Consider the following 26,298-nt stretch of genomic DNA (forward strand, 5'->3'; position numbering starts at 1 on the left):
CCGCCGTCCGGGCCGCCCGGCCCCCACGGTCACAGCGCCGCGGCTCCCCCGCCGCCCCGCCCCCAGCTCACCGGGGCGGTCGAGATGACCCACCGGAACTTCCCCCTCGCCGACCGGGGGATGTCACTGACGTACTCGAACCGCACGGTCGCCCTCTCGCCGAGCCGCGCCCGAAGGCCGTGCGCGATGAGCCGCTCGTCGTCGTCGGTGTAGCCGTCGAGCCTGACGATCCGCACCGTGACCTCGCCGCGCTCGCGCTGCACGATCTGCGACTCCGCGACGCGCAGGGCGTCCTTGAACACGCCGGTGAGGAGGGATGGCGACACGAGGCGACCGTCCTCCGCGACGAGCAGGTCCTCTTCCTTCGTGGCGACGCCCTTCGTGAGGGCGAGCGTCCTGCCGCACGGGCAGGATCGCGCGGCCATCGCCGTCGCGTCGCGGAGCTCGTACCGAATGAGCGGCATGCCGAGGTTGTGCAGGCTCGTCGCGACGACGCGGCCGGGCGACCCCGGATGAACCGGAGCGCCGCGGTCGTCAACGATCTCGGTCACGCCGTACTGCTCGAACAGGTGGTGGCCGTCGTGCGCCTCGCACTCGCTCGAGAACATCACGCGCTCGGCCTGCCCGTACGCGTCGAACACGCGGCATCCGAACCGCTCCTCGATGACCTCCCGCTGCGCCGGAAGGAGCGGCTCGCTCGTGGTGAAGACGGCGCGGAGGTTCAGGCGCCCGCGGGCGGCCCGGGCGTGCCTGGCGAGCACGTACGCCGACGACGGATACGCCTCGAGCGCCTCGACCCCGAAGTCGCGCATGGCCTCGAGGTACCGCGTCGCCGTCTCAGCAGTCACGTGCAGCGGCGAGAGGAGCAGCTGGTTCCAGCTGCGGTTCACGCGCCAGTACGGCGGCCGCGTCGCCTCGGCTGGCACGACGAGCCGCCCCAGGAGCGTGGCGTACGGCCGCCCGAACTCGAAGCCCGCCCAGCGCCTCGCGCGCCAGAGACACGCGTTCGTCATGACGACCACGCCGTGGTCCCAGCGCACGGAGACGGGGGCGCCGGTGGTCCCCGAGGTCGTCACGCTCCAGAGCCTGGGCCGCGGCGTCGCGGTCGTCACCATGCGCGCGCCGTGCGCGGCGAGGTCCGCGCGCGTGACGATCGGGAGCTTGGGGAGGTCGTCCACTGAGCGCACATCGCGCGGCGCGAGCCCGAGCGCGTCCATGCGCTCGCGGTAGAACGCAACGGTCTCGTAGGCGTGCGCCACGATCGCGCCGACGCGCTCGTCCTGGTACGCGCGCAGCTCGGCGCGACTCCACCGCTCCGACCGCTCGAGGAACTCGATCGCGCGGTCGAACGCGGCCCCGAAGCGCTCGCGCCGGGCTCTCGCTCCATAGGCGGACACCACCGCGTTCTGAACGAATGGCGGCGAGAGGGCGTAGAGCCTGTCCGCGAACTGCCCCATCGTCTCTCCCGGGCCCGCGACCACCGCGGCCCCGCTACCGCGCCGAGGACGCCCGAGCCACGAGCTCCCCGTACGCGGCCTCGATGCGCTTCATGTTGACCCTGATGTCGCCGCGCTCCTCGACGATCCTCCTGTTCCGCTCAGCCGCCGCGCGGCGAAGCTCGTGGTCCCGGCACGCCGCGGCGATGGCGGCCGCGTAGCCGCCCGGGTCGTCCCCGGCGACCAGGAACCCGTTCTTCCCGTGCTCGACCCAGAAGCGGTTCGCCTCGATGTCCCGAACGACCGGGAACGCGCCGCACGCCATCGCCTCGAGGAGCGAGGCCGACACGCCGTCCGACGGCACGGGCGACACGTACACCGCGCTCCGTGCCAGGTATCCGGGCAGCTCGCCGTTCATGACGTGCCCGGGGAACCGCACGCGGTCGCCCACTCCGAGGCCCGCCGCGAGCGCCCGCAGCGCCTCCTCGGCCTCGCCGCCGCCCGCGACGAGCGCCGAGATGCCAGGCACCTCGCGCCGCGCCTCCGCGACGGCCCGCACGACGATGTCCACGCGGTAGCCGTGGTGGAGGCCCCGCGTCGTCACCACCGAGAACTCGTCTTCGGCCGCGTCCGGGCGCGCCGCGAACTTCTCAAGGTCGATCCCGCGCGGGCAGACGAAGACCTTCGCCGGGTCCGCGCCGAGCTCGACCATCCGCCGCGCCATGTGCGGCGCCCACGCGTGCAGGAGGTCCGCCGACCGGATGGCCACACGCGCGAAGTAGCGCTTGGGCAGCGAGCGCGGCGGATACACGATGTACTGCCCCTGCGCCGTCGCGACGAGCGGGTGGAACCCGGCGCGCGCGCCCAGATAGCCGTAGCTCGCCACTCTGTAGCCGATGAGGAGGTCGGGCCCGACCTCGCGCACGATGCGGCGGATGGGGCCGACGCTCGCGAGCAGCGCGAGCTTCCCGGCCGCCGACGCCGTCCCCGCGTCGCTTCCTATGCGGTGCAGCCGCACCGACGGCGAGAGCGTCCCGGGGCGGTTGACCGACACGACGTGCACCTCGTGCCCCAGCACGTCGGCGAAGTGGTCCACCCACGTCCGCGTGTTGACCGCCCCCGCGTCAGCGAGGAAGCAGACCCTCATGACACCCCCACCCTAGTCTCCGAACTGGTATGTCTCCGAGTCGATGATCGCACCGGTCCTCGAGAAGAGGACGACCCGTCCGGCCACCTCGACGCCGACCATCTCCTCGCCCTCGACGAGCATGACCTCGGGCATCGCGCTCACGTTCGTCCCGCACGCGTACAGCACGTGCAGGAAGATGTGCTCCTGCGCGTTCACCGAGGGCGACACCTCGAGCCGCCACGCCCCCATGTCCAGGGTGATGGTCTGGCTCGGCGGGTAGTTCGTGCCGTTCACCTCGAACTGGCGCCCCGGACCGCCCACCTTCGCGATGGCGCGCGGGTTCGGCAGGAGCGACTTCACGAAGAGGCGCGACGCGCCCTGCTGCACCATCGCCGTGTCGCCCGAGATGGTGGGCTCGTTCACCGAGTGGAGCAGCCACGTCTTCTTGTAGCTCGCGGAGGTCGCGCGCACGCGATCGAGGACCACGAAGGTGTCCGGCTTGAGGTAGACCATCTCGCGCGTGAAGAGCGACACCTTCGAAGACGCGTACGCCGCCGTGGCGTCGCCCTTCATGTACGTGAACTCCGGGGTGTCCTTGTAGCCGACGATCTCGCCGCGGTGGTACGTCGAGGCCGACGCGTCGCCGAACCGCACGGGAAGGTCGTCGCGCGGCGGGATCTGCCCGCCGTCGTTGGAGAGCGACCCGAACGTCGTCTCGCCGGGGTTGAAGACCGTGATCGTGTTGTGCGCGATCGTCCGCTCGAAGTAGTTCCTGTGGTGCGACGACGTGCCGCCGTCGTACACGCCCGAGTCGAGGGCGAGGAGGTCCTTGCCCCGCGCGATGAGGAAGTGGTTCTGGTGCGCGTTGGTGTGCCCGGCGTTCATCTGCTCGCAGCGGAAGACCGCGTAGACGTCGGTGCTCGCCTCGGAGAGATTCCAGCCCGACCGCATGTACACGGTGCCCATGTCCTGGAAGCAGCGCGACGGCGGCGGCGAGGCCGGCGCGGTCGCGGGGAGCGCGGTGTCCGTGTACACGATGAGCTTCCATCGGTCGGGCCGGTTGACGTACCCCAGGCCGTTGGCGACGATCTGGCCTGCGAGCCACTTCCCGCGCCCGTCCTGGTACTTCCTCGCGAGGCTCTGCATCACGACGCGCACGGACGCCGCGGCAACGGTGTGGCTCTTCGAGTCGCCCTGCTTGGAGCCGCTCATCGACGCGCCCGCCCCGGGGCCGTTCTTCGCGAACACCTCGTAGAGGTAGTAGTCGATCATGTTCCTGAGGTTGCCCGAGAGCGCGAAGGGGTCCTGGTTGACCGCCGTCGCCCAGAGCCAGCAGCCCTCGCGGAACGGCTCCGCGAGGACGATGAGGTTGTAGTCGCCCTCGTAGTAGGAGCCGTCCGAGGCGATCTCGTCGATGCACGCGATGGTGTGCTGCGGCCCGAACGTGTGCTCGTGGAACATGTTGCACAGCGTGACGGCCGCGGCGTCGCTCACGCCGTCCCCGTGGATCGCGAGGCCGGCGTACGCGAAGTCGACCAGCCGCGATGCCTTCGAGTGGTAGTTGTTCATCGCGTCCCAGCTGTGCATCGCGAGGTACGCGTTCCCGCTCGCCGCCACGGCCGCCCCGAACGTCTGCCGCTCGGCCGCCGTGAGGTAGCCGTAGCACCAGTCGTAGAAGAGCGCCATGCCCTTCGTGTACGGCGTCTGGCCCGCGTAGCTCTGCCCCATCGCGTAGGTCGCGATCTGCTTCGCGCGCGCCGCGTAGGCCGTGTTCTGGCTCATGAGGTAGACGAAGCTGTAGGCCGCAAGCTCCATCTCGTAGAAGTCGATCGAACCCAGGGGCAGCGACTGGTTCATGTTGCTGTCGCAGTAGCTCCTAAGGTCGTTGTAGTCGCTCGCCATGGGCCCGGTGCACTTCGCCCGAAGCGCCGGCAGCTCCGACGCGAGGAAGAAGAGCCGGGGGTGACCCGAGACGACCTGGTAGGCGGACGCCGGGGCGGCGAACGACGCGAGAGCCGCGAGCGCGAGCGCGACGACTGCGAGTCTCTTCATGATGCGTGCTCCGTTTCCGCGCCGGCGGGCAGCGCCTCCGCCCGCTCGAGCGCGATGCTACGGTCCACAAGACCGGCAAGGAAGAAGTACGTGCCTGCGATCGTCACGTGCGTCAGGCGCTGTCCGAAGACGCACGCCAGGAGAAGGGCGACCGTCCCCGACAGGAACCCCACGGCGAGGCCTCTCGGGGCCCCGCGGGGCGAAAGCGACAGAAGCTCCCTGCCGCTCCCCACGCACGCCTTGATGAGCCAGAACAGCACGACGAGCCCCACGATCCCCGACTGCGCCGCCGTCTCGACGTACAGGCTGTGTGCCGAGTACGGCCGATCGAGGACGCGCCCGGTCAGATACGGCACCGACGCGTACCCGTAGCCGATGATGGGGCTCCTGAGGGTCGCCGCGAGCGCGACCTTCCAGATCTCGAAGCGCACCGCCACGTTCGGGTCGATCCCGGCGTACTGGTCCTCCCAGGCCGCCGACTCGAGCGATTCGGTGACGGTGGTCTCCGCGACGCGGTCCTTGACGAAGCCCGGTGCCCACAGCGGGCTCGCGGCAAGGACGATGACGAAGATGACGATGGCCCTCCTGTTGGTGAGGTACGTCCCAAGCCCGAGTCCGGCGGCCGCGCCGACAAACCCTCCCCGCGACTTCGGGAATGCGACACCGATGAACGCGAGCGCCGCCGCCGCCCACACGACGAGGCGCTTCCATCCCCTGAAGGCCCCCGAGGCGAACGCGAGCCCCGCGAGCACCGAGACGCAGAGCGCGAAGTACGCGCCGAGGTCGTTGATGTCCCCGATCGCGCCGGCGACCCTCGCGTCCGGGCCGCGCCGCAAGAACTCGCGGAGCGCGATGAGACCGGCGATCGAGACGCCGACGCCGAACGACACGAGCAGGTTCCGCGCCTGCTCCTTGTTCGCCACCGTGTTCGCCACGACGAAGTACACGGCGAGCCCCACGGCGCTCTGCCACACCGACCGCAGCATGACGTCGCCCGGGTAGGTCCCGCCGCCGGGCGGCGCGACCCACGCTCGGACCAGCGACAGGACGAGCACCGCGATGTACGCGGTGAGCGGCCACGCGATCCTCGCCGGGCTTCCGATCCGCTCCCGCTTGAACGCCCGCGGCAGGACCCACGACGCCACGAGCGCCAGGAACAGCAGGTTCGGCCCGTTGACCCCGGGAATGCCGGTCGCGGGGAGCCACTCCCCGAGGGGAATGGCGAGCAGCCACGCGTGGAGCGCGACGGGCGGCCTGAGCAGCACCACAAGGAACACGCCCAGGCCGGCGAGGATCTTGAGGATCCGGTGCGGCGCCTGGCCGTAGTCGTAGTGCAGCCTGTGAATGGCGACGGCGAGCAGGACCGTGAGGAGGGCGCCGCCGACGTAGATGAGCCAGCCGTAGTTGTAGTGCGGCACCTCGCTCGGGGGCGCGCCCGGCGGCCTCGCGACGAGCGGGCGCGCGGGCCGCCTTCCCGACGGAGCGGCCGGGCCCCTGAGAACCGATCTCCCGGGCCTGCGAGGGGTCACCGCGTGCCCTCCCGTCGCTTCGCCCCGATCTCGTAGATCTCGATGACGGGATTGTGGAACGACCTCCCGGGGCCGCGATCGATGAAGGGGGCGCCGCGGTCGTCGGCGAACCGGGCGACGCGCGTCGCGCGCCCGCCGAGCCACTCAACGAACGGCTGCGGGCGAACGCTCGCCGGCGGCTCGGCGCCGTCCATCGGCCGCCCTGGCGACGCCTTGCTCGACAGCACGACGTAGCGCACGCGCAGCCGCTCGATCGCCGCCGCGAGCGAGTCGGGCGCGGCGTCCGGGTTCGGAAGCCGATGCGCCCGCTCGCCCCAGTCGATGCCGTACACCTCGAACTGCGGATGCCGCGCGGCGCCCACCTCGAGCTTGAGCTCGTTCAGCCGCCGCTTCGGCGCCTGCCACGAGCCGACCGCCGTCCCGGAAAGCTCGATGAGCGACCGGAGCTGCTCCTCGGTCGGGTTCAGCACGGGCCCGTAGTCCTCGACGGCGACGCGCGAACCCGCCGCGACGTGTCGCTCGATCCAGTGCTTCGCAAGCGTGCGCGTGTCGGGCCGGTCGAGCGACGCGACGAACAGGACCGACGGCGCCCCGACGGCCGCGACGAGCGCGACGCCGATGAACGCCGCGGCGGGGCCTCTCCGCGCGGCGGCGGCCGTCCGGCCGATGATCCCGCGCGCCGTTCCGCTGAACGCCGCCGCGAGCGCGCCGTCCAGGCCGGCGCCCGCAAGCGCCGCGATCGCCGGGAGCGCGGGCGTGAGGTACGTCGAGCGCTTCACCGTCATGAGCGCGGCCACGAGGACGACCGCGAGCGCGTACAGTGCCGCGAGCATCCTGCCCTCGGCGGCCGCCCGCCGCTCCTGCGTCGCGTACGCCGCCTCGCGCTCGTCCACCGACCACGAGGGTGCGCCGCCCATGAACCGCACGGGCACGAGGAGCGCGGCGAGCGCCAGCGCGACGACCGGCCAGCCGACCCCGCTGCCCACGGTCCTGCCGAAGATCTCGCGCAGCCCGGCGACGAACGACGAGGCCTCCTGCGCGACGCCCGGCTGCGACACCATGGTCACCTGCGTGAGGATGTCGCGCATGAACTCGGACGGCGACAGCACGCTGAAGGGCGTGCCGAGCACGAACCCGAGCGCCAGCATCGCCAGCGTCCCCGGCAGCGCCCACGCCGGGGCGGCGCCGACGCGCCTGAGCGCGATCCACGCGGCGAGCGCGCCGACGATGACGATGGCGCCCGGGTACTTCGTCGAGGCGGCGAGTCCGGCGAAGAACCCAGCGAACAGAAGATCCTCGGAGCCCGAGCGCGAGATCGCCCGCTGCGCGAAGAGCAGCGAGACGCTCGCGAGGAACGCGGACGCGACGTCGGGCGTCGCGTAGTGGGAGTCCCGGACGTGCAGGAACATCACGGCCATGAACGCGGCGGCGATGAGCGCCGCCGGCTGGCCGAACGCGCGGCGCGTGAACCGGTGCGTCGTCCAGACCGTCGCGACGCCGAGCACGGCCGAGGCCAGGCGCCCGATGAGCCAGAAGGGCGTCGGGTCGGCCACGTACTGCCGCACGACGTCGGCTGGCGAGCTGAACTGCCTGAGGACCATCCCGGCCCCGAAGTAGACCCCGTACATCGCGGACACGACGTACATGAAGAGCGACGGCCACCGGAACCAGTGCGGGTTGAGGTCGCCGGTGCCGAAGCCGAGGGAGTGGATCAGGATCGAGCCCTCGTCCGGGTGGTAGGCGTGCGGGAGCCCCCACCCGATGCCCTTGAGGCGCAGGATCGCCGCGACGGCGACGATCGCCACGAGGGCCAGAACGGTGCCCGGATGCCGCGAGCGTCTCACCATGCTCATGTCGTCAGCTCCTCGAGATGACCACGACCCCGGCCACGATGATGGCAAGCCCCAGCATCCTGAGCGCCGATACCTGCTCGCCCAGGAACAGCCACGACGCGATGACGACGAACACGTACGCGAGCGCGACCATCGGATACGCGAGGCTCAGGTCCACGTTCGACACGACGGCGATCCACAGCACGGCGCTGATCCCGTAGCAGACGAACCCGAGCGCCACCTGCGGCACCGTCAGGATGGGAACGAGCTGCCCCCACACCGATCCCGCCGAGACCTTCCCGTACTTCGTCATCCCCATCTTCATGATCACCTGGCCCGTCGCCCCGAGAAGCACGGCCATCACGATGAGCGGGATGCCCTTCATGCGGTCCTCCCCCCTGACAGCGCTCCGTCGCCGGCGCCGGCCCGCGCCGCGGCGCGCCGCGCCCGCGCGGCGGTCCGCTTCCCAGCGGCGGCGAGACGCAGGTACCTTCGAACCGTCGCTCCGACGTTCATCTTGCTCGCGCCCCCCTTGAGGTCGTAGCGCAGTACGAGCGGGACCTCCCCGATCCTCGCCGGCAGCCACGCGCACTTGAGCAGGATCTCGGCGGACGAGACGAATCCGCTCTCGGTGATGAACTCGTCGCCGTAGACCTCGAACGCGCGCCTGAGCGTCGAGGCCCGGTACACGCGGTAGCCGCAGGAATAGTCGCGGGCGCCCCGGACGGGGACGAGCAGCCGCAGAAGGAGGCTTGCCCCCCGGCTCATCACGCGGCGGCGCGGCGAGAGCCCGACCTCCTTGCCGCCCGGCGCGTAGCGCGACGCGATGACCACGTCGAACCCGCTCGTCAGCTTCGCCGCCATCGTCGGGATGAGCGCCGGGTCGTGCGTGTTGTCGGTGTCCATGACGACGACGACCCCGTCGCCGCCCGCGAGCTCCGTCCCGCGCGAGAGCCCCGTGCGGAGCGCGGCCCCGAGCCCGCGGTTGCCGTCGTGCGCGGCGACCTCGAGCTCGAGACCGAGCTCGGCGGCCTTCGCCCGGGCGAGGTCGGCCGTCCCGTCGGCGCTTCCGTCGTCCACGAGGAGGACCGACGCGGGCCCCTCGGTCTCGCGGAACGCCGGCGCGACCCGATCGAGCAGCGGGCCGATCGCCTCGGACTCGTTGTACGCGGGAAGAACGAGCACCAGCATCAGCGCCCCCCTGACTCGGGAGCGAACGCCTCGAACGGCTCGCCCCCGGGCACGCCCATGGCCTGCATGATCGCGGCGACGATCCTCTGCGACGCCCTGCCGTCGCCGTACGGGTTGACCGCGGCCGCCATCGCGTCGTACGCGGCGGCATCGGTCATGAGCGTCGTGATCTCCCGCGCGACGGTCGCGCGGTCCGTGCCCACGATCCTCACGGTCCCGGCCTCGACCGCCTCGGGCCGCTCGGTCTCGTTCCTGAGCACGAGCACCGGCTTGCCGAGCGAGGGAGCCTCCTCCTGGATGCCGCCCGAGTCGGTGACGACGACGTGCGCCCTCGCCATGAGGCGCACGAAGGGCTCGTACGAAAGCGGCGCCAGAAGCCGCACGCGGGGATGGCCGCCGAGGACCTCGCGCGCGACGCGCTGCACGTTCGGGTTCATGTGCACCGGGTACACGACCGCGACGTCCGGCAGCGCGTCGGCGACGTCGCGGAGCGCGAGGCAGATGTCCCTGAGCGGCGCCCCGAAGTTCTCGCGGCGATGCGCCGTCACGAGGACGATCCGCGCGCCGGGCGCGAGCGGCGCCGGCGGCGCGCTTTCTTCCGGCCTGTGCGCCTCGCCGACCGGCCGCCGCGCCACCTCGAGCAGCGCGTCGATGACCGTGTTGCCGGTCACGAAGACCGTCTCGTCGCTCACCCCCTCGCGCAGGAGGTTCTCGCGAGCCCTCGCCGTCGGCGCGAAGTGGAGCGAGGCGAGGTCGTCGGCCACGACGCGGTTCATCTCCTCCGGGAACGGGTAGTAGCGGTCGTGCGTCCTCAGGCCCGCTTCGACGTGGCCGACCGGGATCCTCTTGTAGAACGCCGCGAGCGACGCGGCCATCGTGGTCGTCGTGTCGCCGTGGACGAGCACGAGGTCCGGTGGTTCTTCGGCGAGCACGCGCGAGAGCCCCTCGAGCACGCACGCGACGACCTGCCACGGGGCCTGGTCGTCGGTCATCACGTTGAGGTCGGCATCCGGCGTGATGGCGAACACGTCGAGCACCTGGTCGAGCATCTCGCGGTGCTGCGCCGTCACGCAGACGCGCGACTCGATGACCCCGGGGAAGCGGGCCAGCTCGGCGAGGACGGGCGCCATCTTGATCGCCTCAGGACGCGTCCCGAATGTCGACAGGACCTTCATCCCGCTCTCCGGGCGCCGGTCCGGCCCCCTGGTTCTGCGCCGACTCGTGGTTCGTCTCCGCTTCGGAGCCGGCGTTGGCGTAGCCGTAGTACTTGTAGTCGTAGTAGTACGGGAGCACGCGCTCCAGGTTGTTCACGATGAGCCCGACGACGTTCGGGCTGTCCTCCTGCTGCAGCGACAGCCCGCGGACGACGACCTCCTTGGGCGTCACGCCCGCCTTCACGACCATGATGACGACGTCCACGGCGGCGCCCAGAAGCAGCGCGTCCGGCACGGCGACGTTCGGGGCCGTGTCGAGGATGACGTGATCGAAGCGCGCGAGGAGTTCCGTCATGACGCGCGAGCCGGGAAGCGACTCGAGGACCCACGTCGCCCGCTCCGGCGTCGCGCCGCACGGGAGGACGAACAGGTTCGGCAGCGTGGTCGCCTTGAGGTCGAGGCCGAGCAGGTGTCCCCGCTCGAGCGCGTCGGAGATGCCGGGCGCCGACGGGACCTCCATGAGGTGGTGGCCACGCGGCTTGCGGAGGTCGCAGTCCACAAGGACGGTCCTCCGGTCGTAGTGCTTGGCGAGCGTGATGGCGAGGCACGCGGCGGCGGTGGTCTTCCCCTCGCCGCGGTTCGCGCTCGTCACGAGGATGGCGCGCGGGATCTCGCCGTGGTGCTTCTTGGCGATCTTCCTGGCCACCCGCCGGAACTCGAAGGAGATGGGCGTCTCGCGGGAGAGGTGCGCGATGAGCGGCGAGTTGCCGGCCGTGGGCCGCGCCGTCCCCCGGCGGCTGAGCGCCTTCTCGCGCGCCGCGACCGACCTGAAGACCTCGGCGTCCGGCACGGTGCCGAGCACCGGGAGCCCGAGCGTGCGCTCGATCTCCTCGATGTCCTTGAACGACGTGTCGCTCTGCTCGGTCGCGAGCACAAGGCCGAACCCGACGACGAGGCCCGCGAGCATCGACAGCGCGAGGATCGTGAGCTTGTCGGGCGCGACCGGCGCGACCGGGCGCGTCGCGGGCTGGATGACCTCGAAGCGGCCGCCGGCGCGCGCGGCCTCGAGCGCCTCCTTGATCTGCCCCGCGGCGGACTGCTCGACGAACGCCTCGTAGAGCGCGCGGTTGCTCTCGACCTCCTGCCTGAGCCGCGCGAGCTCGAGCTCGTCCTCGGTCGCCGTGGCGCGGCCCTGCGTGTAACCCCACATGAAGCGCTCGAGCACCGCCTTGCGCTCCGCCGCCATGGACACTTCGGCCTCGGCGACCTTGAGCTCGGCGAACGCGTCGAGGGCGGCCTGCGACGCGCCCGGCACGGTCCGCGCCGCGAGCGCGAGCGCCCTGGCCCGAAGCTCGCCCTTCTTCTCGGCGGTGCTCACGAGAAGGGAGTTCACCTCCGGCCCGCCCTGCGGCTGCCGCACGAGCGCGGAGGCGATCTGGCGCTCGAGCTTCACGAGTTCGTCGGTCTCCGTCGCGAACGCGCCCGAGGCGATCGCGTTCAGCCGGTCTTGACCGGCGCCGGCCGCCGTCCACAGCTCTGCGCGCAGATCGACGACCCGCTGCCGCACCCTGCCCTCGTCCACGGCCGCCTGGCTGATGAGCACGTCCACGCGGTTGACGTTCTGCGCGTTGACCGGGTTCTCGACGGGCGCCCGGGCGACGCGCCCCGACTGGTATCGCTGGAGGGCCCCCTCGGCGTCGTCGAGCTTCGCCTTGAAGATGGCGATCTGCTCCACGCTGAAGCTGTGCACGGCGCGGATCTCGTCGAGCTGCTCGCGCGTGGACGACGCCACGAAGCTGTTCGTGATGTGCTGCGCGAGCAGGAACGCTCGGTCGGGGTCGAGGTCACGCACGATGACCTCGAAGCCGGTGGCCGACGTCCGCGCGATCATCACCCTCTTCTGCAGGAGTTCGACCGCCTTCGCCTCCGCGTAGTCGTCCACGGAGAGCGCGGACGACTTCTCGTGCATCTTGACCGCCCACGCCTGGATGCCCGGGTCCTTCGCCATCCCCAGGGTCCGCACGAGCTCCACGAGGAACGACGTGCTCTTCACCTTCTCCTGAAGCCGCGACAGCTGGTCCTCGTGCGCCGTGCGCGAGCCGACGAACCGCGCGAGCGGCTCCGACAGGCGGTCCTCCACCCTCACCACGACCCTGCTCCGCGCCTCGTACACCGGCGGCAGCGACTGGGCGATCGCGAAGCCGATCACCCCTCCCGTCAGGATCGGGATGATGAAGAGCCACTTCCGACGCCACACGGCCTTGGCGTACGTCCTGAGGTCCACCTGCTTCGTTGTCTGCTCCGGCATGTCACCCCACTCCGGTTGCGGCTTCCCGCGTCGGCTGTCGACCGCTCTACTGCTGAGCTGCTTCCTCGAGAGCCCTTCGCTCCATGTCGCGGAGCTTCCTGTCCTCGATCTCCCTGTCGATGGTGAGATACAGGAGGTACGACGACATGACGTCCCTGACCGACCCGAGCACGGTCGCCGCCCCGCCCCAGATCGCGCCCGCGATGTTCGGCGTCGCCTTGGGCACGACGACGCGGTCGCCGGCTCGCAGGATGAACGGGCTCGCCGTCCCGTCCCGCATCACGCGCTCGACGTCCACGACGGCGACCGCCTGGCCGCCGCCGCTGTTCATCACCACACCCACCTTGCTGAGTTCGGCGTCGGGCGTCGTCCCGCCCGCGAGCGCGAGCGCCTGGATGATGTCCAGCGCCTCGGTCGTCGGGTACGGGCCCGGACTCGCCACTTCGCCAAGCACGTAGACCAGTCCGGGCCCCCGCATGCCCCCGGCCCCCATGAGCGCGGGGACGTCCACCGTGTCGCCGGGCCGGAGCGCGGGCAGCCTCACACCGGTCCCGCGCATGTACGCCCCGAGGTCCACGCTGATCACCTGCGGGTCGCCGACGCCCGGGCGCACGATGGCCACGGACGAGAGGTCCGCGCCCGGCAGCGCGCCGCCCGCCTGCCCGAGAAGTTCGAGGATGTCCGGGATCTCCTCGAAGCTGTATCGCCCCGGGGCCGTCACCTGGCCCGTGAGGTAGATCGACCTGCTGTTGTACACGGCGACCGTGACGGTCACCTGCATCGTCTCGCCCGTGTAGTCCCGGAGCCGCTGTGCGAGCTCCCTCGAGAGCTCCTGGCTCGTCGCCCCTGACGCGCGCAGGTCTCCGACGGGCGGGAACGTCGCAAGCCCGTCCGCCCGCACGACCACCTGCCGCTCGAGCTCCGGGTGCCGCCAGACCGACACGGAGAGAATGTCGCCCGGACCGATCGTGTACTCCGCCGCCCCCGCATCTCGGACGGCGCCCCCGCCGCCAAGCACCGCCAGCGCCAGCACCACCGCCGCAACCAGGCTGCGCCCTGCCATCGGCTGATCCCCCCTGTCCCGTCCCGTCTCGTCGCCGGAAAGGCACACAACGCCGGTGGTGCCTTGCGCCACCGGCATAATCCTGCGAATCACGCTATAGGCGGTGCCTCCGCCCGTCAACATCGAATCTGCGAAAGTGTAGCCTTGCCCGACACCACCGGATTTGAACTGCGCGACCAGGGACGCTGCAACGCCTTCACTGCTAAAGAGTTATGCCATCGCAGCCGAGCAGCGCTACGGTGTCGGATGCCCAGACGCCGTGTCTCCGGAGTGTCGTGTAGTGCGACACTTGGCCAGCCCGGGGTATGCATCGGGCGTGCCAGCGGGTGGCCTTCTTGCCGCACGCGGGCCGCCTTCGCTATCATCCGTGAACCGGACGTCAATAACCAGCGCGCCCTGGAAAGCGCCATGAGCCTCGCCTCGATCGTCCTCGCGTCCATCGCTGCCCTGCTCGCCGGCTACATCGTCTACGGCCGCCTGCTGAGCCGCCTGTTCCGGATCGACCCGCGCGCCCCCACGCCGGCCGTCACGCAGCGCGACGACGTGGACTTCGTTCCCATCAGTCCGCGGTTCCTCTTCGGTCAGCAGCTCTCGGCCATCGCGGCGGCGGGCCCCATCGTCGGGCTCCTCCTCGGCGGCCACGCGGTCTCGTATCCGGCGTTCACCGGGCCCGCGGGGAAGGCGCTCGCCGGCAAGCCGAACTTCATCTACGCGCAGGGCCTCACGGCGTTCCTCGAGCGCATCCGCGTGCCGGTCGCGTTCGGCGTCTCGTTCGCGCTGCTCGCGTTCACGACCTTCGTGTACGACACGCTGGACGTGTGCACGCGCCTGGGACGGTACATCGTCGTCGAGCTCACCGGCTGGCGCGGGCGGCCGGGGAGGTGTTCGCGACGGCGCTCACCATCGGCGTGCCGCTCGTGCTCGTGATGCAGACGACGCGCGACGCCGCCGGCAACGTGATCCCGGCGTGGCGCGCGTTCTGGGCGCTCTTCGGGGCGAGCAACCAGCTCCTCGTCGCGCTCGCCGCGCTCATGCTGGTGGAGGCGGTCAGGCTGCTGGCGGGGGCGCGGCGGCCCGCGGCCGTCGCTTCCGCCTGAGACGCAGGACGAACGTCGAGCCGTTCCCCGGATCGGTCCGATCCAGCTCGAGCCGCCCGCCGAGCGCTTTGAGAAGCTGCACGGAACGATAGAGCCCCGTGCCGCCTTCCCCTTCCTTCGTCGTGCCGCCGAGCGTGAACAGGCGCTCGCGGTCGGCCTCCGCGATGCCGCACCCCGTGTCCGCGAACCGCAGCTCGACGAACCCGCCCGACAGCTCGCCGCGGACCTCGAGCCGCCTGGTCGCGGACGACCGCATCGCGCGGGCCGCGTTCGACACGAGGTTGCCGACGACGTACAGGAGGTCCGCCGGGGCGATCCACGCGTAGCCGTCGTCCACGGCCCGGAGGTCGGTTTCGAGCGCGACGCCGGCCGCCTTCAGGTCCGGCGCGAACTGGTCGAGCGCGTCGCGCACGCCGGCGACCGCGTCGGCGCCATACGGCTCCCCCGCGGTCTCGCGCAGCTCCCGCAGGGCCGACTCGAGCGCCTCCGTACGCCCTGCGATCTCCCGTGTGAGCGCGCCCTCCACGCGCCCGGCAGCGAGCGCGGCATCGAGGCGCGCGAGTTCGCGGTCGAGGTCGGCAAGCGCGGCGCGCAGCGTCCCTGCGGGGCCCCGCAGCGCGGGCAGCCGCCCAGCGACCTCGAGGATGCGGGCGATGCCGGGCCACCCCGACTCGGCGTGGCTCGCAAGCGCCTTCCTCGCCAGTTCCGCAGTCTGCTCAGCCGGCGCGCCGACGCCCTCGGCCATCGTGAGCGTGTCGGCGAGCCTCCTGAGCGGCCTCGTCACGATGCTCTTGTCGTGGCCGCCCATCTCGAGGAGTTCGAGCAGTTCCAGCTCGCGCGCCCGCCTGCCCGCGCCCGGAAGCGGCAGCCGCGACAGCACCGGCCTCACGACGCGACGCGCCGTGAGGTCCCGCACGCGCCGGGACATCGCGCACCCCGCCGCCCACGCGAGCCCGAGGATCCCGAGGGCCCGCCCGCCGAGGAACGCCCAGTCGATCGGCGCAGACTCGAGGGCGAGCAGGTACGCGCGGTCGGAGAGGCCGACGAGGCGCGTCACGCCCGGACTCTCGCGGTAGAGCCCGAGGAACTGCGCGCAGGGATAGAGCGGCGGCCGGCCGGGCGTGTGCGTTGCGAGGAGGCGAAGCCGCGAGTCGTAGACGGAGAGCGCGCCCTCGGTCGTGCCGACGAGAAGGCACGAGCCGCGCACGCCCTCGACCTCGACGCACGCCTGCGCGTCCGCGGGCGCTCCGACCTCCGCCGACCCGCTCTCGACGAACCGCCCGTCCACGAAGCGGTACGCGTGCAGTCCGCCCGACCGCGTTGAGGCGAACGCGACGCCGCGCCCGTTCCGGTCCTTCCCCACGAACACCATGCCGACGCGCTGCGGGACGGCGACGCCCGCGAGGGAGTCCCCCGTCGCCCCGTCCCACACGGTGAGCGGGCTCACGATGCGCTCCGAGGCGTCGCCGGGGGTGGTCGCCGACACGACCTCGGGCCGGCCGTCGCCGGTGAGGTCGCCGACCGCCACGAACGCGTCGCTGAGGTCGGCGGGACCCTCGTGCAGCCACAGGAGGCGCAGACTGCCGCGGTCCGCGCCGCCCTCGAACGCGAGCGCGCCGACGTACGGGCGCTCGCCGCGCGTGCCGTTCACCTCGCCGGCGTTGCCTGGCCCGGCGCTTGCGAACACGACCTCCTCGCGCCCGTCGCCGTCCATGTCCGCGGAGAGAAGCGTCCGAAACTGCGTTCCGCCCTCGAACCGGCAGACCTCGCGCTCGAGTCGGGAGTCGAACATCAGGACGGCGCGAGGCACGCCGTCGTAGTCGGCGCCGGCGGCGATTGCGTAGACGTGCTCTCCCCCACCCAGGTCAACGCGCCGCGCCTGTCTCACGCGGCCGTCCCACGAGGGCTCGTGCCCGCGGTCGCTCCCATGCAGAACGGCGACGTCGCGCACGACCCGCCCCGCCCGCCCGTAGCAGAGCAGGCGGAGCGTGTCGCGCACGACGCAGGAGACGAGGAACTCGTCGGCCCCGTCCACGTCCACGTCCCCCGGCCCGACGAACGAGAACGGCTGCCACTCCTCACGCGCGACCGGCACGTTGATCTGCCCGGTCTGGACCCAGGTCTTCTCCACGAGGCGGACGGGACAGACGGTGCCGGTCAGCTCGTTCGCGCCCACAAGCTCGTCGCAGCCGTCCCCGTCCATGTCGGCAACCCACGGGACGGTCTCGTCGCCCCAGGTGTGCGAGTCGGCGACGGTGAGGACGAACGGGAGACGCTGCCCTGCGGGCGCGGCACCGGCGCGGGGCACGGCAGCGAGCACGAGCGCGAGGGCGATCACGGCGGCCGGGCCCGCCCGGCCGGCATGGGGCCCCGCGCCGCTCGCCGTCGCGTCCGGCGCCGCGAACCGCTCGCGCGCCTTCGCCCGGTGCTCCTCGAGGAGCTCGCGGGGAATCAGCCTCGCGGCGAGCGCGATGCCCAGGGGCAGGATGAGGAGGTCGTCGAGAAGCCCGATGACGGGGATGAAGTCGGGGATGATGTCGATCGGGCTCACGGCGTACGCGACGGTGACCGCGACGACGGCCTTCGCGTACCACGGCACGCGCGGGTCCCTCGCCGCAAGCCAGAGCGCGTAGGCTTCGGTCCGGAGCGCGAGGACGCGCCCGCGGAGGCGCGCGGCGAAACCGGGCGGACGGTCGCCGCCCGCGCCGCTCGCCGTCGCGCCCCGTCGGTCAGATGTGACTCTCGATGTACTCATCGAGCTGCCTGTGCCACTCCGTAGGGTCGGTGACGCCCGGCGCCGTCTCCTCGCCGAACACGAGGTCCACGAGATATCGCGGCCGCTTCCCGCCCAGCGCCATCGCCTTCGCGCACGTGACGCAGTAGACCACGATCTCGTCGGCGGGCATCGTCGCCGCCTTCCTCCGCATCGCGTCGGCGACGCGGTCCGCCGGCGCCTCGCCCCAGAGCGAGTCCCCGCAGCAGGTGCCCTCGGCCCGCGTCCGCTTCGGCTCGACGAGCGTGACGTTCATCCTGCGGACGACCTCGCGCACGGCGTCGTGCACGCGCGCCTGGTCGCGGGTCGGGCAGGCGTCGAGGACGCTCATCGGGCGGCCGCCGTAGTCGGGAAGCGCGACGGACGCGTGCCCGGCCACGATCTCCCACGCGGAGACGGTCGTGGCATGCTCGTAGTTCTGCCGGTACCGCCGGTCGCACCCCGGGCAGACGTTGACGACCTCGGCGCCCGGCGGCAGCGGCGGGACGTGGCGGCAGCAGGCGTGGAGGTACTCCACGGGCCCGACGCGTTCGGCGACGAGCCCGCGGAGCCGCTCCGCGAGATGCGGCTTGTACAGCATGAGGGCGCAACCGGGCGCGAAGAGACGGGTCATCGGGACTCCCGCGCCGAGCGTGCCCGGCGCGCGTCCGGCTACAGCTTCACGAACTCCACGCGCCGGTTGTTCGCCTTCCCCTCCGGCGTCGCGTTCGCGTCGATCGGCTTCGACTCGCCCCAGCCTTTGGTCTTGAGGCGCGCGCCGTCGATCTTGTACGAGTCCATGAGGTAGGTCCTCACGGCGTCGGCGCGGCTCTGCGAGAGCGTCATGTTGGACTCGTCGCTCCCGTCGCTGTCGGTGTGCCCCTCGATGGAGAGCTTGAGCGCGGGGTCGTCGGTGAGCAGCGCGGCGACGTCCGCGAGCGTCTTGTATGACTCCGCCTTGATCTTCGCCGACCCGGAGTCGAAGAGGATGCCGTGCGAGATGATCTTCCCGGTCTCCGCGAGCTGCTCCCTGAGCGTCTTCCCGCCCTCGGCGTAGCGGAAGGTGCCGAGGAGCATCGGGTTGCCTTCCTCGTCCCACGGGTCCAGCAGCACCGCGAGGTCCGTGGGCCTGAACCCCTCGACCGCCGGCACGTTCGCGACGCGCTCGGCGTCAATGTAGCACTTCATCGTGGTCTTCGTGGCCATCACGCGCATCGTGTGGACGCCGGGACCGAGCGGCTTCGGAAGGGACTTGCTCGCGAGCTCGTTGTGGTTGATCGCGAGCCGGGTGTTCTCACTGTCGGTGATGGAGAAGATGCCGACCTCCTCGCCGTCGGCGTCGAGCCACACGATGTGGAATCAGTGGCCGCTGGCCCCGCCCTTCGTGTAGAAGTCCATCTCGATCGTGTACGACGGAGGCAGCGGGCCGACCGCGATGCGCGGGCGGATCTGGCCCTTGTCGGTGCACATGATCCAGCTCCTGCCGCCCTGCCTCGCGATCTCGAAAACCCCTCTGTCGAGCCGCCATCTTGACGGGAACTCGCCGAGCTCCTCCGCCGACAGGTCGTCGTAGAAGATGACGCGGTCGCCGGGGACGAAGTCGTACTTCGTGTAGAGGGCCATGTCCTCGGCGGTCGCCGTGCCGCCTGTGGCCTTCGGCGCAGCGGCCTGCTCGTCATCCGCGGCCTCGGCCTCGTCGGACCCGTCGGCCGCCTCGTCGATGGCCTCCTCGACCTTCTCCTCGGCCTTCTCCTTCAGCTTGTCGCCGATGAACCCGAACTGCGCGTGCGCCGGCGTCCACGTCACCATGAGGGCGCAGGCGGCCACCGCAAGCAGCGAGACCCAGGACCTCAGCATGACAACCGCCTTCCTGGAAGAAACCCCTACCTCCTCCTCGACACCGTGATGAGCCCGATGCCCAGGATGGCCACGGCGATGGCCCACCGCGGGCCGCCCCACTTCTCGCCGGTGAGGAGCATCACGACGGCGAACGCCACGATGGCGATGCCGATGACGAAGAGGACGCGGTTCATTGCCGAGTCCTCGCGCCACGCGGCGCGGCACGTGGTGATCTACCGGAACAGGGCCTTGATGCCGCCCCAGGTCGCGGCCTCGACCGGAGTTCCGCACGCGCCGCAGCCGACCGGCTTCGCGCCGATGAGCTCGCCCCACGCGTTGTTCGCGGGCGCGCAGACCGAGTCCTCGCAGAGGCTCCAGTCGAACCCCGCGGCATCGCAGAACAGCGGGTCTCGATGGAGCGTGTCCGAGACGGACCCGCACAGATCGTCGTTGGGGCTGTTGTCGTAGAGCACGACCTTGGAGAAGACGGGCGCCGCGGTGCCCCCGCAGTAGACCAGCGGGTCGCCATCGGAGTCCGTCACGACGCTCCTGGTGAAGACAGGGGAAGCGTCGTTCGCCACCACGAGCGACCCGTCGACCGTGGCGATGTTCGACACGAAGGTGCAGTTCCCGAAGGTCACGTTCGCGCCGTCGTAGCAGTAGAGCACGCCGCCGATCTGCGCGTAGTTCCCCACGAACATGCAGTCCGTGAACTGCCCCGTGGACTCGGAGTACAGGAGCTGGAGAGCGCCGCCGCTGCCTGCCGCCTCGTTCTGGTAGAACAGGCAGTCGGACAGGCTGGCCGGGGAGCTGTGGCCGCAGATGGCCCCGCCGCCGGTGCCGCACGTGTTGCCGACGAAGCTGCACCACTCGATCAGGGGGCTCGAGGACGTCATGAGGAACATGGCCCCCCCGCCCTGGATCGTCGCCTCGTTGAATGCGAACATGCAGGACCTGAAGGTCGGAGACGAGGCCTGGCAGTGCACGGCGCCGCCGAAGTTCGCGGCGGTGTTGCCCGAGAAGCTGCAGCGGTAGAAGACGGCGCTCGAGTTGTCCAGGCACGCCACTGCCCCGCCGCGCGGGGACAGCGCTCCCGTGGCGAAGTTCATCCCGAACGTGCAGTCACGGAAGATGGGATTCGACGCTTCGAGGCACGCAACGGCCCCGCCGATGTCCATGGCGCTGTTCTGCTGGAAGACGCAGTCCTCGAACCTGGGGGACGAGGCGTTGACACAGACGACGGCGCCGCCGCTGTCGGCGAAGGCGTGCTCGATCGTGAACCCCCGCACGACCGAGGTCGTGTCCTCGCCGCTCGCGAAGACGAATCCGCGGGCGACGCTGCCGCAGTCGATGAAGGTGCTCATGTACCCGGACTCCGACACGAGCACGATGTTGGTGCCGCCGAAGTCCAGGTCGCGGTTCATGATGCCCGAGTACGTGCCGGCCGCGACACGGACCGTGTCGCCCTCGGACGCGGCGGCGACTCCCTCGCTGATCGACGGCTGGTCGCCGGGGACGCGGATGGTCGCGGCGTGGGCGCCGATGGCGGCAAAGACCGCGGCCAGAAGCGCGATCACGACCGACTGAGACGGCGTTCGCGATGACATGTGGTCACTCCTCCTGCTTGAGGGTCTGTGCCGGGGGTTCGTAGCGCTCATAGTACCCGATGAGCGCGCCGTCCGCATCACGAACCGCGCGCATGTAGATGCGGTGTTTGGGCGAGTCGGTGATGAGCCGCTCGTCCTCCCCCGCCTGCAGGGCGGCGAAGACCTCGCGGATGACCGCGTTCGAGGCCGCGTTGTGGCAGGCCATGATGGAGCGGCCGAGGAGGGTGCGGCCCTCCTCGTAATGGCGCTCCGCGGCCTTGTTGATGTAGCGGACCGTGTGGGTCGTGTCCACGAACACGACCGGGTCCTTGAGGCTGTCGAGAAGAGCGGAGAGAACGGCTGGATCGTCCGGCATGGGAACCCCTTCCGCGCGAGCGCGCCTGGGTGTGTGATGCATGCCGCGCCCGGCAGGAGGGGCGGCGTCGCCATGCTACCACGGCGCCGCCCGCGGCAACAGCGCCGCCGTCACTCGCGTCCGCTCGACCTCGAGCATCGCCTCGGGCGTGACGGACACCGTCCTGCGTGTCATACGTGCTCTTCCGTCCTCCAGGGTCCGCCGGGAGACCAGACCGACCGCGCTCGTGTGCCGCGCCGGAGGTCTTCCAGAACGGGGGAGAGAAACGCGTCCAGCACGGACGCTATCCCGCTCCAGGACTCGTCCGGGAGAGTCAGACCGGCCCGGCGGGCGAACGCCCTCACCTGCGCCGGACGCGATGGGTTCCGCCAGTAGTCGGGCGTGAGGGCGAGCGGCTTCTCAGGTGGTATCGGCGTCCTGCGCTGCGCGAAGGTCCTCCCGACGGCTTCGGAAAGGGTCATGCGCTCGAACTCGAAGTGCATTGCCAGGTGGTGGACATCGAAGAAGTCCCTGATGCGGCTGTTGCGGTCCCCGAGCACGACCATCGCCTCGAACTTCTCCGCAACGACCGCCTCTCGTGGGTACGCGAGGATGCGGGGAGCCGGGGAGTCGAGGAGGACGGGGTACGCGCACGGCTGCGCCGCCGGCCACACGGCGTCCCCAACACCCAGGTCAATGCGCAGCGTGAAGCGTGCGCTGCCGCAGCGCGCGGGCAGGATGACCCTCGTTCCGGCGTACTCGTCCTCCGGACGAATGGCCTCGGTGGTCATCGCACCGACGTCGAACACGATGCCGTCCGCCTCCACGCCGGCAGAGCAGATGGCACGGATGTCCTCCAGAATGGACTCGGGAGTGGCGTCACCCAGCCGCAGGAGGTCCAGGTCCCTGGTGGAGCGGTAGGGACGATCGGACCAGACCCGAAGCAGCATGGCACCCTTGAGCACGAACCTGTCCCGAACGGGCGAGCGGCCCAGCCGGTAGAGGAACCGCTCGAAGCAGTAGCTCGTGAACAGCGTGTGGTAGTCGTCCCCGGTCCGCTTCGCCAGATTCAGCAGCCGCGCTGCGATCGAGGCCGGGAGATCGCGCTTCTCGTTTGTCATGCGATCGAGTCGAGATAGGGCTGCATCACGCGGGTCACACGACAGACCTTGGCGAAGTAGGCCAGCTGGGTGGCGCCGCCGCGGTGGCGCCGGCTGTACTCGCGCAGTGCCTCCACCGCCACGTCGACTCCGACCTTGCCGCGGTACTTGAAGCAGTCGGCGACGGTCTTCGCGGGCGAGTAGACGCGCACCTCGACACCCTCCAGCCGATGCTTCTCGATGCCCTCGGTCAGGGCAGGCCCGGAGAATCGCGCCACACGGAGCCGCGGGTAGTCGAGGCGCGGCCTTCGTGCCTTCGGGGGCAGGGCGATCCACACTTCGGGGGGAGATTGAGTGCTGAGCTCATGAAAGCGGAGGGCCGTGAGCAGGCAGAGCACGCCGCCGGGCACCCGCCGCGCCACCTGCGCCAGCGTGTGCTCCGCCGTCCGCGGGTGTCCGCCCGCGACGTAGATGCCGCGCGCCTGCCTCACGACCGCTCCGGACCGAACCAGCCGGTAGAGCTGTCCCCTGGGAACGCCGCGGCGCTCAAGGTCCGAAGGCCGGACGATCCCAAGCCGCTCGATGAGCGCGGCCGCTTGCTTGTCAGTTCTCCGTCTCATGCTGCAGGCCATCGTACAAGACGTCGGGGGTTGTGCGCAAGTACCGACGTTTTGTTCTGCGGTGCGGGGCTCGCACTGCCGGCAGGCTTGCTGCAACTCCTTGCACCGCGGGTGGGTGCGGCCGCAGCCCCCTACCTCCCCACCTCCGGATGCGCCTTGCGCAGACTGTCGAGCGCGGCGGCCGCGTGCTTCTCCTTGGGGTCCACCTTGAGCGCGCGCTCCCACTCGGCCTTCGCGTCCGCGAGCCGCCCGGCCTTCGCGTACACCTGACCGAGCCGCCAGTGCGCCGGCGCGCGGCCCGGCGGCGTCGGCGGGGTCTCCGCCACGATGAAGCGCTTGAAGCCGGCCTCGGCGGCCTTGAGGTCGTCGCCGAGCAGGAGGTGCGCCTTCGCGACCTGGTAGATCGTCATGAGGTCGTCGGGCTTGAGCGCGAGGACGCGGTTGCCGACCCTGATCGCGTCGCGAAGGCGCGACTGCTCCGCGTAGAACCACGCGACCATCCGCCAGCCCTTCGGGTCGAGGGAGTCCACGCGCGCGGCGGCGAGGTACTCGCGCTCCGCCGCGGCGAGGTCCTTGCCCTGCCGCGCAAGGAACGCGCGGGCGAGGTGCCCGCTGTAGCGGTCGAGCCGCTCGATGGTCGCCGCGGTCGCGTTGGCCTTGTCGCGGCCCCCGCCGAGCAACGCCGGCGCCATCACGTAGAACTGCAGGAGGCCCATGTGCGCGTCAACGTACTTCGGGTCGCACTCGACGGCGGCCTCGCACGCCTGCTTGTACTTGCCGCCGTAGAACATCGCGGTCGCGCCGCCCCTCATGGCCTTCATGCCGTAGCCGTTGGCGAGCGTGAGCTGGTAGACCGCGTTCTTCGGGTCGCGCTTGAGCGCCTTGCGCGCGCGTTCGATGGCGGCGTCCGCGTCGCCTCGCATGAGCGCGACCGTCGCGAGACCGTGCTCCGCCCGTGCATCGTTCTTCGAGGCTCTGAGCGCGTCGACGAAGAGGCGCTCGGCCTGCTCGGCCTGGCCGCCGTTGATGGCGCGCGTGCCGCGCGCGATGAGGGAGTCGGCGCCGGCGGTGGATTGGGCGGCGTGGACGACCGTCGCGAGAAGGAGGACGGCGAGGAAGCCCAGGGCGAGGTGCGTGGCTGTCGAGTGCGCGGCGGGGCGGGAGCACGGCGGTCTTGGGCGAGTCACCTGGACCATGCGTCCTCCGTGGTGCGGTTGGGAGTTGTACAGGCGCTGCTCACATCGTCTCCCAGAGTGTGCGGATCGGGACGGCGTGCAGTCCATCGCCGAAGCTCGCGCTGGTCTCCCCGTCGTAAAGCACGACGCCGCTCGAGAACCGCTTCCCCGCGGCTTCCCTGAGCTTGCGCAAGCCGCGGAAGTCCGCCGCTGTCACGGTAGCTGCCGCCTTGACCTCTACGCCGGCTAGCTGTTGGGCGCCTCGCTCGATGACGATGTCCACCTCCGCTCCGTCCCTATCGCGGTAGTGGAAGAACGCGAGCGGGGCGTCATGCCAGCTCGCCTGTCGTCGCAGTTCCTGGAACACGAACGTCTCCAGGAGCTGGCCCAACAGAGCCCGGTCGGCCGAGAGCGCGGCGGCGTCCGCCCCGAGGAGCGCACAGGCAAGGCCGGTGTCGCCAAGGTGCAGCTTCGGCGTCTTGACGAGCCGGCTCAACCGATTGCTGTGCCAGGGGGGCAAGCGCTCCAGCAGGAACACTCGCTCGAGAAGGGTCATGTAATCACCGATCGTGGGTCGGCTGAGCTGGAACGGAGCGGCCAAGTCAGTCACGTTGAGCAGCCGTGCCGTCTGCGAGGCTCCCAGGGCGAGCAGTCGCGGCAGGGCATCGAGCGAGCTGATGCGCGCGATGTCGCGGACGTCGCGCTGGACGAGTGCCTCCAGGTAGTCGCGATACCAAGCGGCGCGCCGTGGGCCGGCCCGTCGTGCGAGGGCCGCCGGATAGCCTCCCGCGACAACGCGCTGGATGAGGTGGGCGCCGAGGCGTTCGGCCTGCCGCGTCTTGAACCGGCCCTCGAACAGGGCAGCGAGAAAGGTCGGCTGACGGCGCTGCAACTCGCACTGCGCCAGGGGATGCAGACGCTGGATCTCCATGCGGCCGGCCAGCGAATCAGCGAGCGTCGGAACCAGCAGCACATTGGCCGAGCCGGCCAGCATGAAGCGGCCGGGTACGCGCCTGCGATCCACGGCCATCTTGAGCGCCCCGAAGAGCGCCGGCACGCGCTGCACTTCGTCGAGGATCACCCGCTCCGGCAGGTCGGCCACGAACCCCGCCGGATCAGCCTCCGCGGCTCCACGCGCAACCTCATCATCGAAGTTGACGTAGGCGTAGCCCCTTCGCTTCCCCACCACTCGGGCGAGCGTGGTCTTGCCGCACTGCCGTGGGCCGTGAATCAACACGACAGGGGAGTCGGCAAGCGCCTCGATCAGTCCGGGCTCGCCGTAGCGTGGGTAGAGAGCGCTCTTGGGCATCGGCTGATCGTAACCTTAGGGGTCGGCTGATTGCAAGGTTGTTCTGCGGCAGATCGAGAGCCGCGGCCGGTCCGGCTCCGGCGGTGCCATCAGCTCCCGGATGGCCTCGAAGACGACCCGGAACTGCGCATCGTACTTCTTCTCGAGCTCATCGAGTCTCAGCGCGAGCTCGGCGTGGGTCGCGAGCATGCGGCGCAGGCGGACGAAGGCGCGCATGATCTCGACGTTCGCACCCACGGCGCGCCGGCTCCGGAGCACGCTGGAGAGCATCGCAACTCCTTGCTCCGTAAAGGCGTAGGGGCGCCGTCGGATACCACCCCACGAACTTGAGGTCACAATTCGTGACTTCAAGATACTGCACTCCTCGCGACTAAGCTGAAACATGAAGTCCTCCGGGAAGCGCTCGATGTTGCGCTTCACGGCCTGAATCAGCACCTTCGTCTCCACCCCGTACAGCACCGCAAGGTCCCTGTCCAGGATCACCTTCTCGCCGCGGATGACGAGGATGAGCCCCTCGACGCTCTCGCGGGTCACGACTGCCACATCGTCGGTCATTCGGATGCTCCACCAGGGGCGCGGTACTCGGGGGGACGATCTCAGGGGCGGGACTGCATCGAATCTAGTCAGCATCCGGCTGGGTCGCAGCCGCAGGCCCTATCTCCCCAGCTCCGGGTGCGCCTTCCGCAGGCTGTCGAGCGCGGCGGTCGCGTGCTTCTCCTTGGGGTCGAGCTTGACGGCCCGCTCCCACTCCGCCTTCGCGTCGGGAAGCCG

The 26,298-nt window shown here is 70.8% G+C and carries 22 protein-coding genes and 1 pseudogene; 1 reads left to right on the plus strand and 22 read right to left on the minus strand.

Translation table 11 applies throughout. The features are described 5' to 3' along the window. Positions 1–29: 29 nt before the first annotated feature. From FJY74_04350 to FJY74_04395, 10 genes are read right to left on the minus strand one after another with little or no spacing between them, the layout of a single operon-like run. Positions 30–1,457 carry a phenylacetate--CoA ligase family protein gene (locus FJY74_04350; GenBank protein ID MBM3307533.1) on the minus strand — a complete coding sequence of 476 codons (1,428 nt, stop codon included), beginning with the start codon at positions 1,455–1,457 and terminating at the stop codon, positions 30–32. A 34-nt stretch (positions 1,458–1,491) separates the two neighbouring features. After that, positions 1,492–2,583, minus strand: a complete 1,092-nt coding sequence (locus FJY74_04355; protein MBM3307534.1) for a glycosyltransferase family 4 protein — start codon at positions 2,581–2,583, stop codon at positions 1,492–1,494. A 12-nt stretch (positions 2,584–2,595) separates the two neighbouring features. Then, positions 2,596–4,617: a heparinase II/III family protein gene (locus FJY74_04360; protein MBM3307535.1), complete on the minus strand. Its 2,022-nt coding sequence runs from the start codon at positions 4,615–4,617 to the stop codon at positions 2,596–2,598. After that, on the minus strand, positions 4,614–6,146 hold the full coding sequence (locus tag FJY74_04365) for an O-antigen ligase family protein (protein MBM3307536.1): 1,533 nt from the start codon (positions 6,144–6,146) through the stop codon (positions 4,614–4,616). The genes FJY74_04360 and FJY74_04365 overlap by 4 nt, the downstream gene beginning before the upstream one ends. Continuing rightward, a complete protein-coding gene (locus FJY74_04370; protein MBM3307537.1) occupies positions 6,143–7,999 on the minus strand; it encodes a glycosyltransferase family 39 protein in 1,857 nt (618 codons plus the stop codon). Before FJY74_04370 ends, FJY74_04365 begins: the two co-directional genes overlap by 4 nt. Before the next feature lie 4 nt (positions 8,000–8,003). Then, a complete protein-coding gene (locus tag FJY74_04375; GenBank protein MBM3307538.1) occupies positions 8,004–8,363 on the minus strand; it encodes an EamA family transporter in 360 nt (119 codons plus the stop codon). Beyond that, complete coding sequence (locus tag FJY74_04380; protein ID MBM3307539.1) at positions 8,360–9,169, minus strand: glycosyltransferase; 810 nt, start codon at positions 9,167–9,169, stop codon at positions 8,360–8,362. The genes FJY74_04375 and FJY74_04380 overlap by 4 nt, the downstream gene beginning before the upstream one ends. Continuing rightward, positions 9,169–10,344 carry a UDP-N-acetylglucosamine 2-epimerase (non-hydrolyzing) gene (gene wecB, locus FJY74_04385; protein MBM3307540.1) on the minus strand — a complete coding sequence of 392 codons (1,176 nt, stop codon included), beginning with the start codon at positions 10,342–10,344 and terminating at the stop codon, positions 9,169–9,171. The genes FJY74_04380 and wecB overlap by 1 nt, the downstream gene beginning before the upstream one ends. After that, positions 10,310–12,631 carry a hypothetical protein gene (locus FJY74_04390; GenBank protein MBM3307541.1) on the minus strand — a complete coding sequence of 774 codons (2,322 nt, stop codon included), beginning with the start codon at positions 12,629–12,631 and terminating at the stop codon, positions 10,310–10,312. The genes wecB and FJY74_04390 overlap by 35 nt, the downstream gene beginning before the upstream one ends. A 46-nt stretch (positions 12,632–12,677) precedes the next feature. Continuing rightward, entirely contained in the window at positions 12,678–13,694 is a 1,017-nt protein-coding gene (locus tag FJY74_04395; protein ID MBM3307542.1) for a polysaccharide biosynthesis/export family protein, read from the minus strand. A gap of 543 nt (positions 13,695–14,237) precedes the next feature. Here FJY74_04395 and FJY74_04400 point away from each other — a divergent pair. Continuing rightward, positions 14,238–14,791 (plus strand): annotated as a pseudogene (locus FJY74_04400) (hypothetical protein). On the opposite strand, the gene FJY74_04405 reads toward FJY74_04400, so the two are convergent. The 12 genes from FJY74_04405 to FJY74_04460 form a co-directional block, all read right to left on the minus strand. After that, a complete protein-coding gene (locus FJY74_04405) occupies positions 14,742–17,546 on the minus strand; it encodes a DUF1232 domain-containing protein (GenBank protein ID MBM3307543.1) in 2,805 nt (934 codons plus the stop codon). The pseudogene FJY74_04400 and the gene FJY74_04405 sit on opposite strands and share 50 nt — an antisense overlap. Next, a complete protein-coding gene (locus FJY74_04410; protein MBM3307544.1) occupies positions 17,521–18,177 on the minus strand; it encodes a (Fe-S)-binding protein in 657 nt (218 codons plus the stop codon). The genes FJY74_04405 and FJY74_04410 overlap by 26 nt, the downstream gene beginning before the upstream one ends. Positions 18,178–18,215: 38 nt before the next feature. Beyond that, on the minus strand, positions 18,216–18,893 hold the full coding sequence (locus FJY74_04415) for an OmpA family protein (protein ID MBM3307545.1): 678 nt from the start codon (positions 18,891–18,893) through the stop codon (positions 18,216–18,218). A 9-nt stretch (positions 18,894–18,902) separates the two neighbouring features. Further along, the gene (locus tag FJY74_04420) at positions 18,903–19,400 is read right to left on the minus strand and encodes a hypothetical protein (GenBank protein ID MBM3307546.1); all 498 of its coding nucleotides are present in this window, start codon (positions 19,398–19,400) and stop codon (positions 18,903–18,905) included. Positions 19,401–19,426: 26 nt separating this feature from the next. Further along, a complete protein-coding gene (locus FJY74_04425; protein MBM3307547.1) occupies positions 19,427–19,576 on the minus strand; it encodes a hypothetical protein in 150 nt (49 codons plus the stop codon). 39 nt (positions 19,577–19,615) lie between these two features. Beyond that, entirely contained in the window at positions 19,616–20,989 is a 1,374-nt protein-coding gene (locus tag FJY74_04430; protein ID MBM3307548.1) for a right-handed parallel beta-helix repeat-containing protein, read from the minus strand. Positions 20,990–20,993: 4 nt separating this feature from the next. Next, a complete protein-coding gene (locus FJY74_04435; protein ID MBM3307549.1) occupies positions 20,994–21,344 on the minus strand; it encodes a PAS domain-containing protein in 351 nt (116 codons plus the stop codon). A 170-nt stretch (positions 21,345–21,514) separates the two neighbouring features. After that, the gene (locus FJY74_04440) at positions 21,515–22,444 is read right to left on the minus strand and encodes a nucleotidyl transferase AbiEii/AbiGii toxin family protein (GenBank protein MBM3307550.1); all 930 of its coding nucleotides are present in this window, start codon (positions 22,442–22,444) and stop codon (positions 21,515–21,517) included. Further along, entirely contained in the window at positions 22,441–23,043 is a 603-nt protein-coding gene (locus FJY74_04445; protein ID MBM3307551.1) for a type IV toxin-antitoxin system AbiEi family antitoxin domain-containing protein, read from the minus strand. The genes FJY74_04440 and FJY74_04445 overlap by 4 nt, the downstream gene beginning before the upstream one ends. A gap of 131 nt (positions 23,044–23,174) precedes the next feature. Next, complete coding sequence (locus tag FJY74_04450) at positions 23,175–24,239, minus strand: tetratricopeptide repeat protein (protein MBM3307552.1); 1,065 nt, start codon at positions 24,237–24,239, stop codon at positions 23,175–23,177. 40 nt (positions 24,240–24,279) lie between these two features. Next, a complete protein-coding gene (locus FJY74_04455) occupies positions 24,280–25,527 on the minus strand; it encodes an ATP-binding protein (GenBank protein MBM3307553.1) in 1,248 nt (415 codons plus the stop codon). Between the two features lie 15 nt (positions 25,528–25,542). After that, entirely contained in the window at positions 25,543–26,082 is a 540-nt protein-coding gene (locus tag FJY74_04460) for an ORF6N domain-containing protein (protein MBM3307554.1), read from the minus strand. Between the last annotated feature and the right edge of the window lie 216 nt (positions 26,083–26,298).

The organism is Candidatus Effluviviaceae Genus I sp. (genome assembly GCA_016867725.1).
Classification (GTDB): domain Bacteria; phylum Joyebacterota; class Joyebacteria; order Joyebacterales; family Joyebacteraceae; genus VGIX01.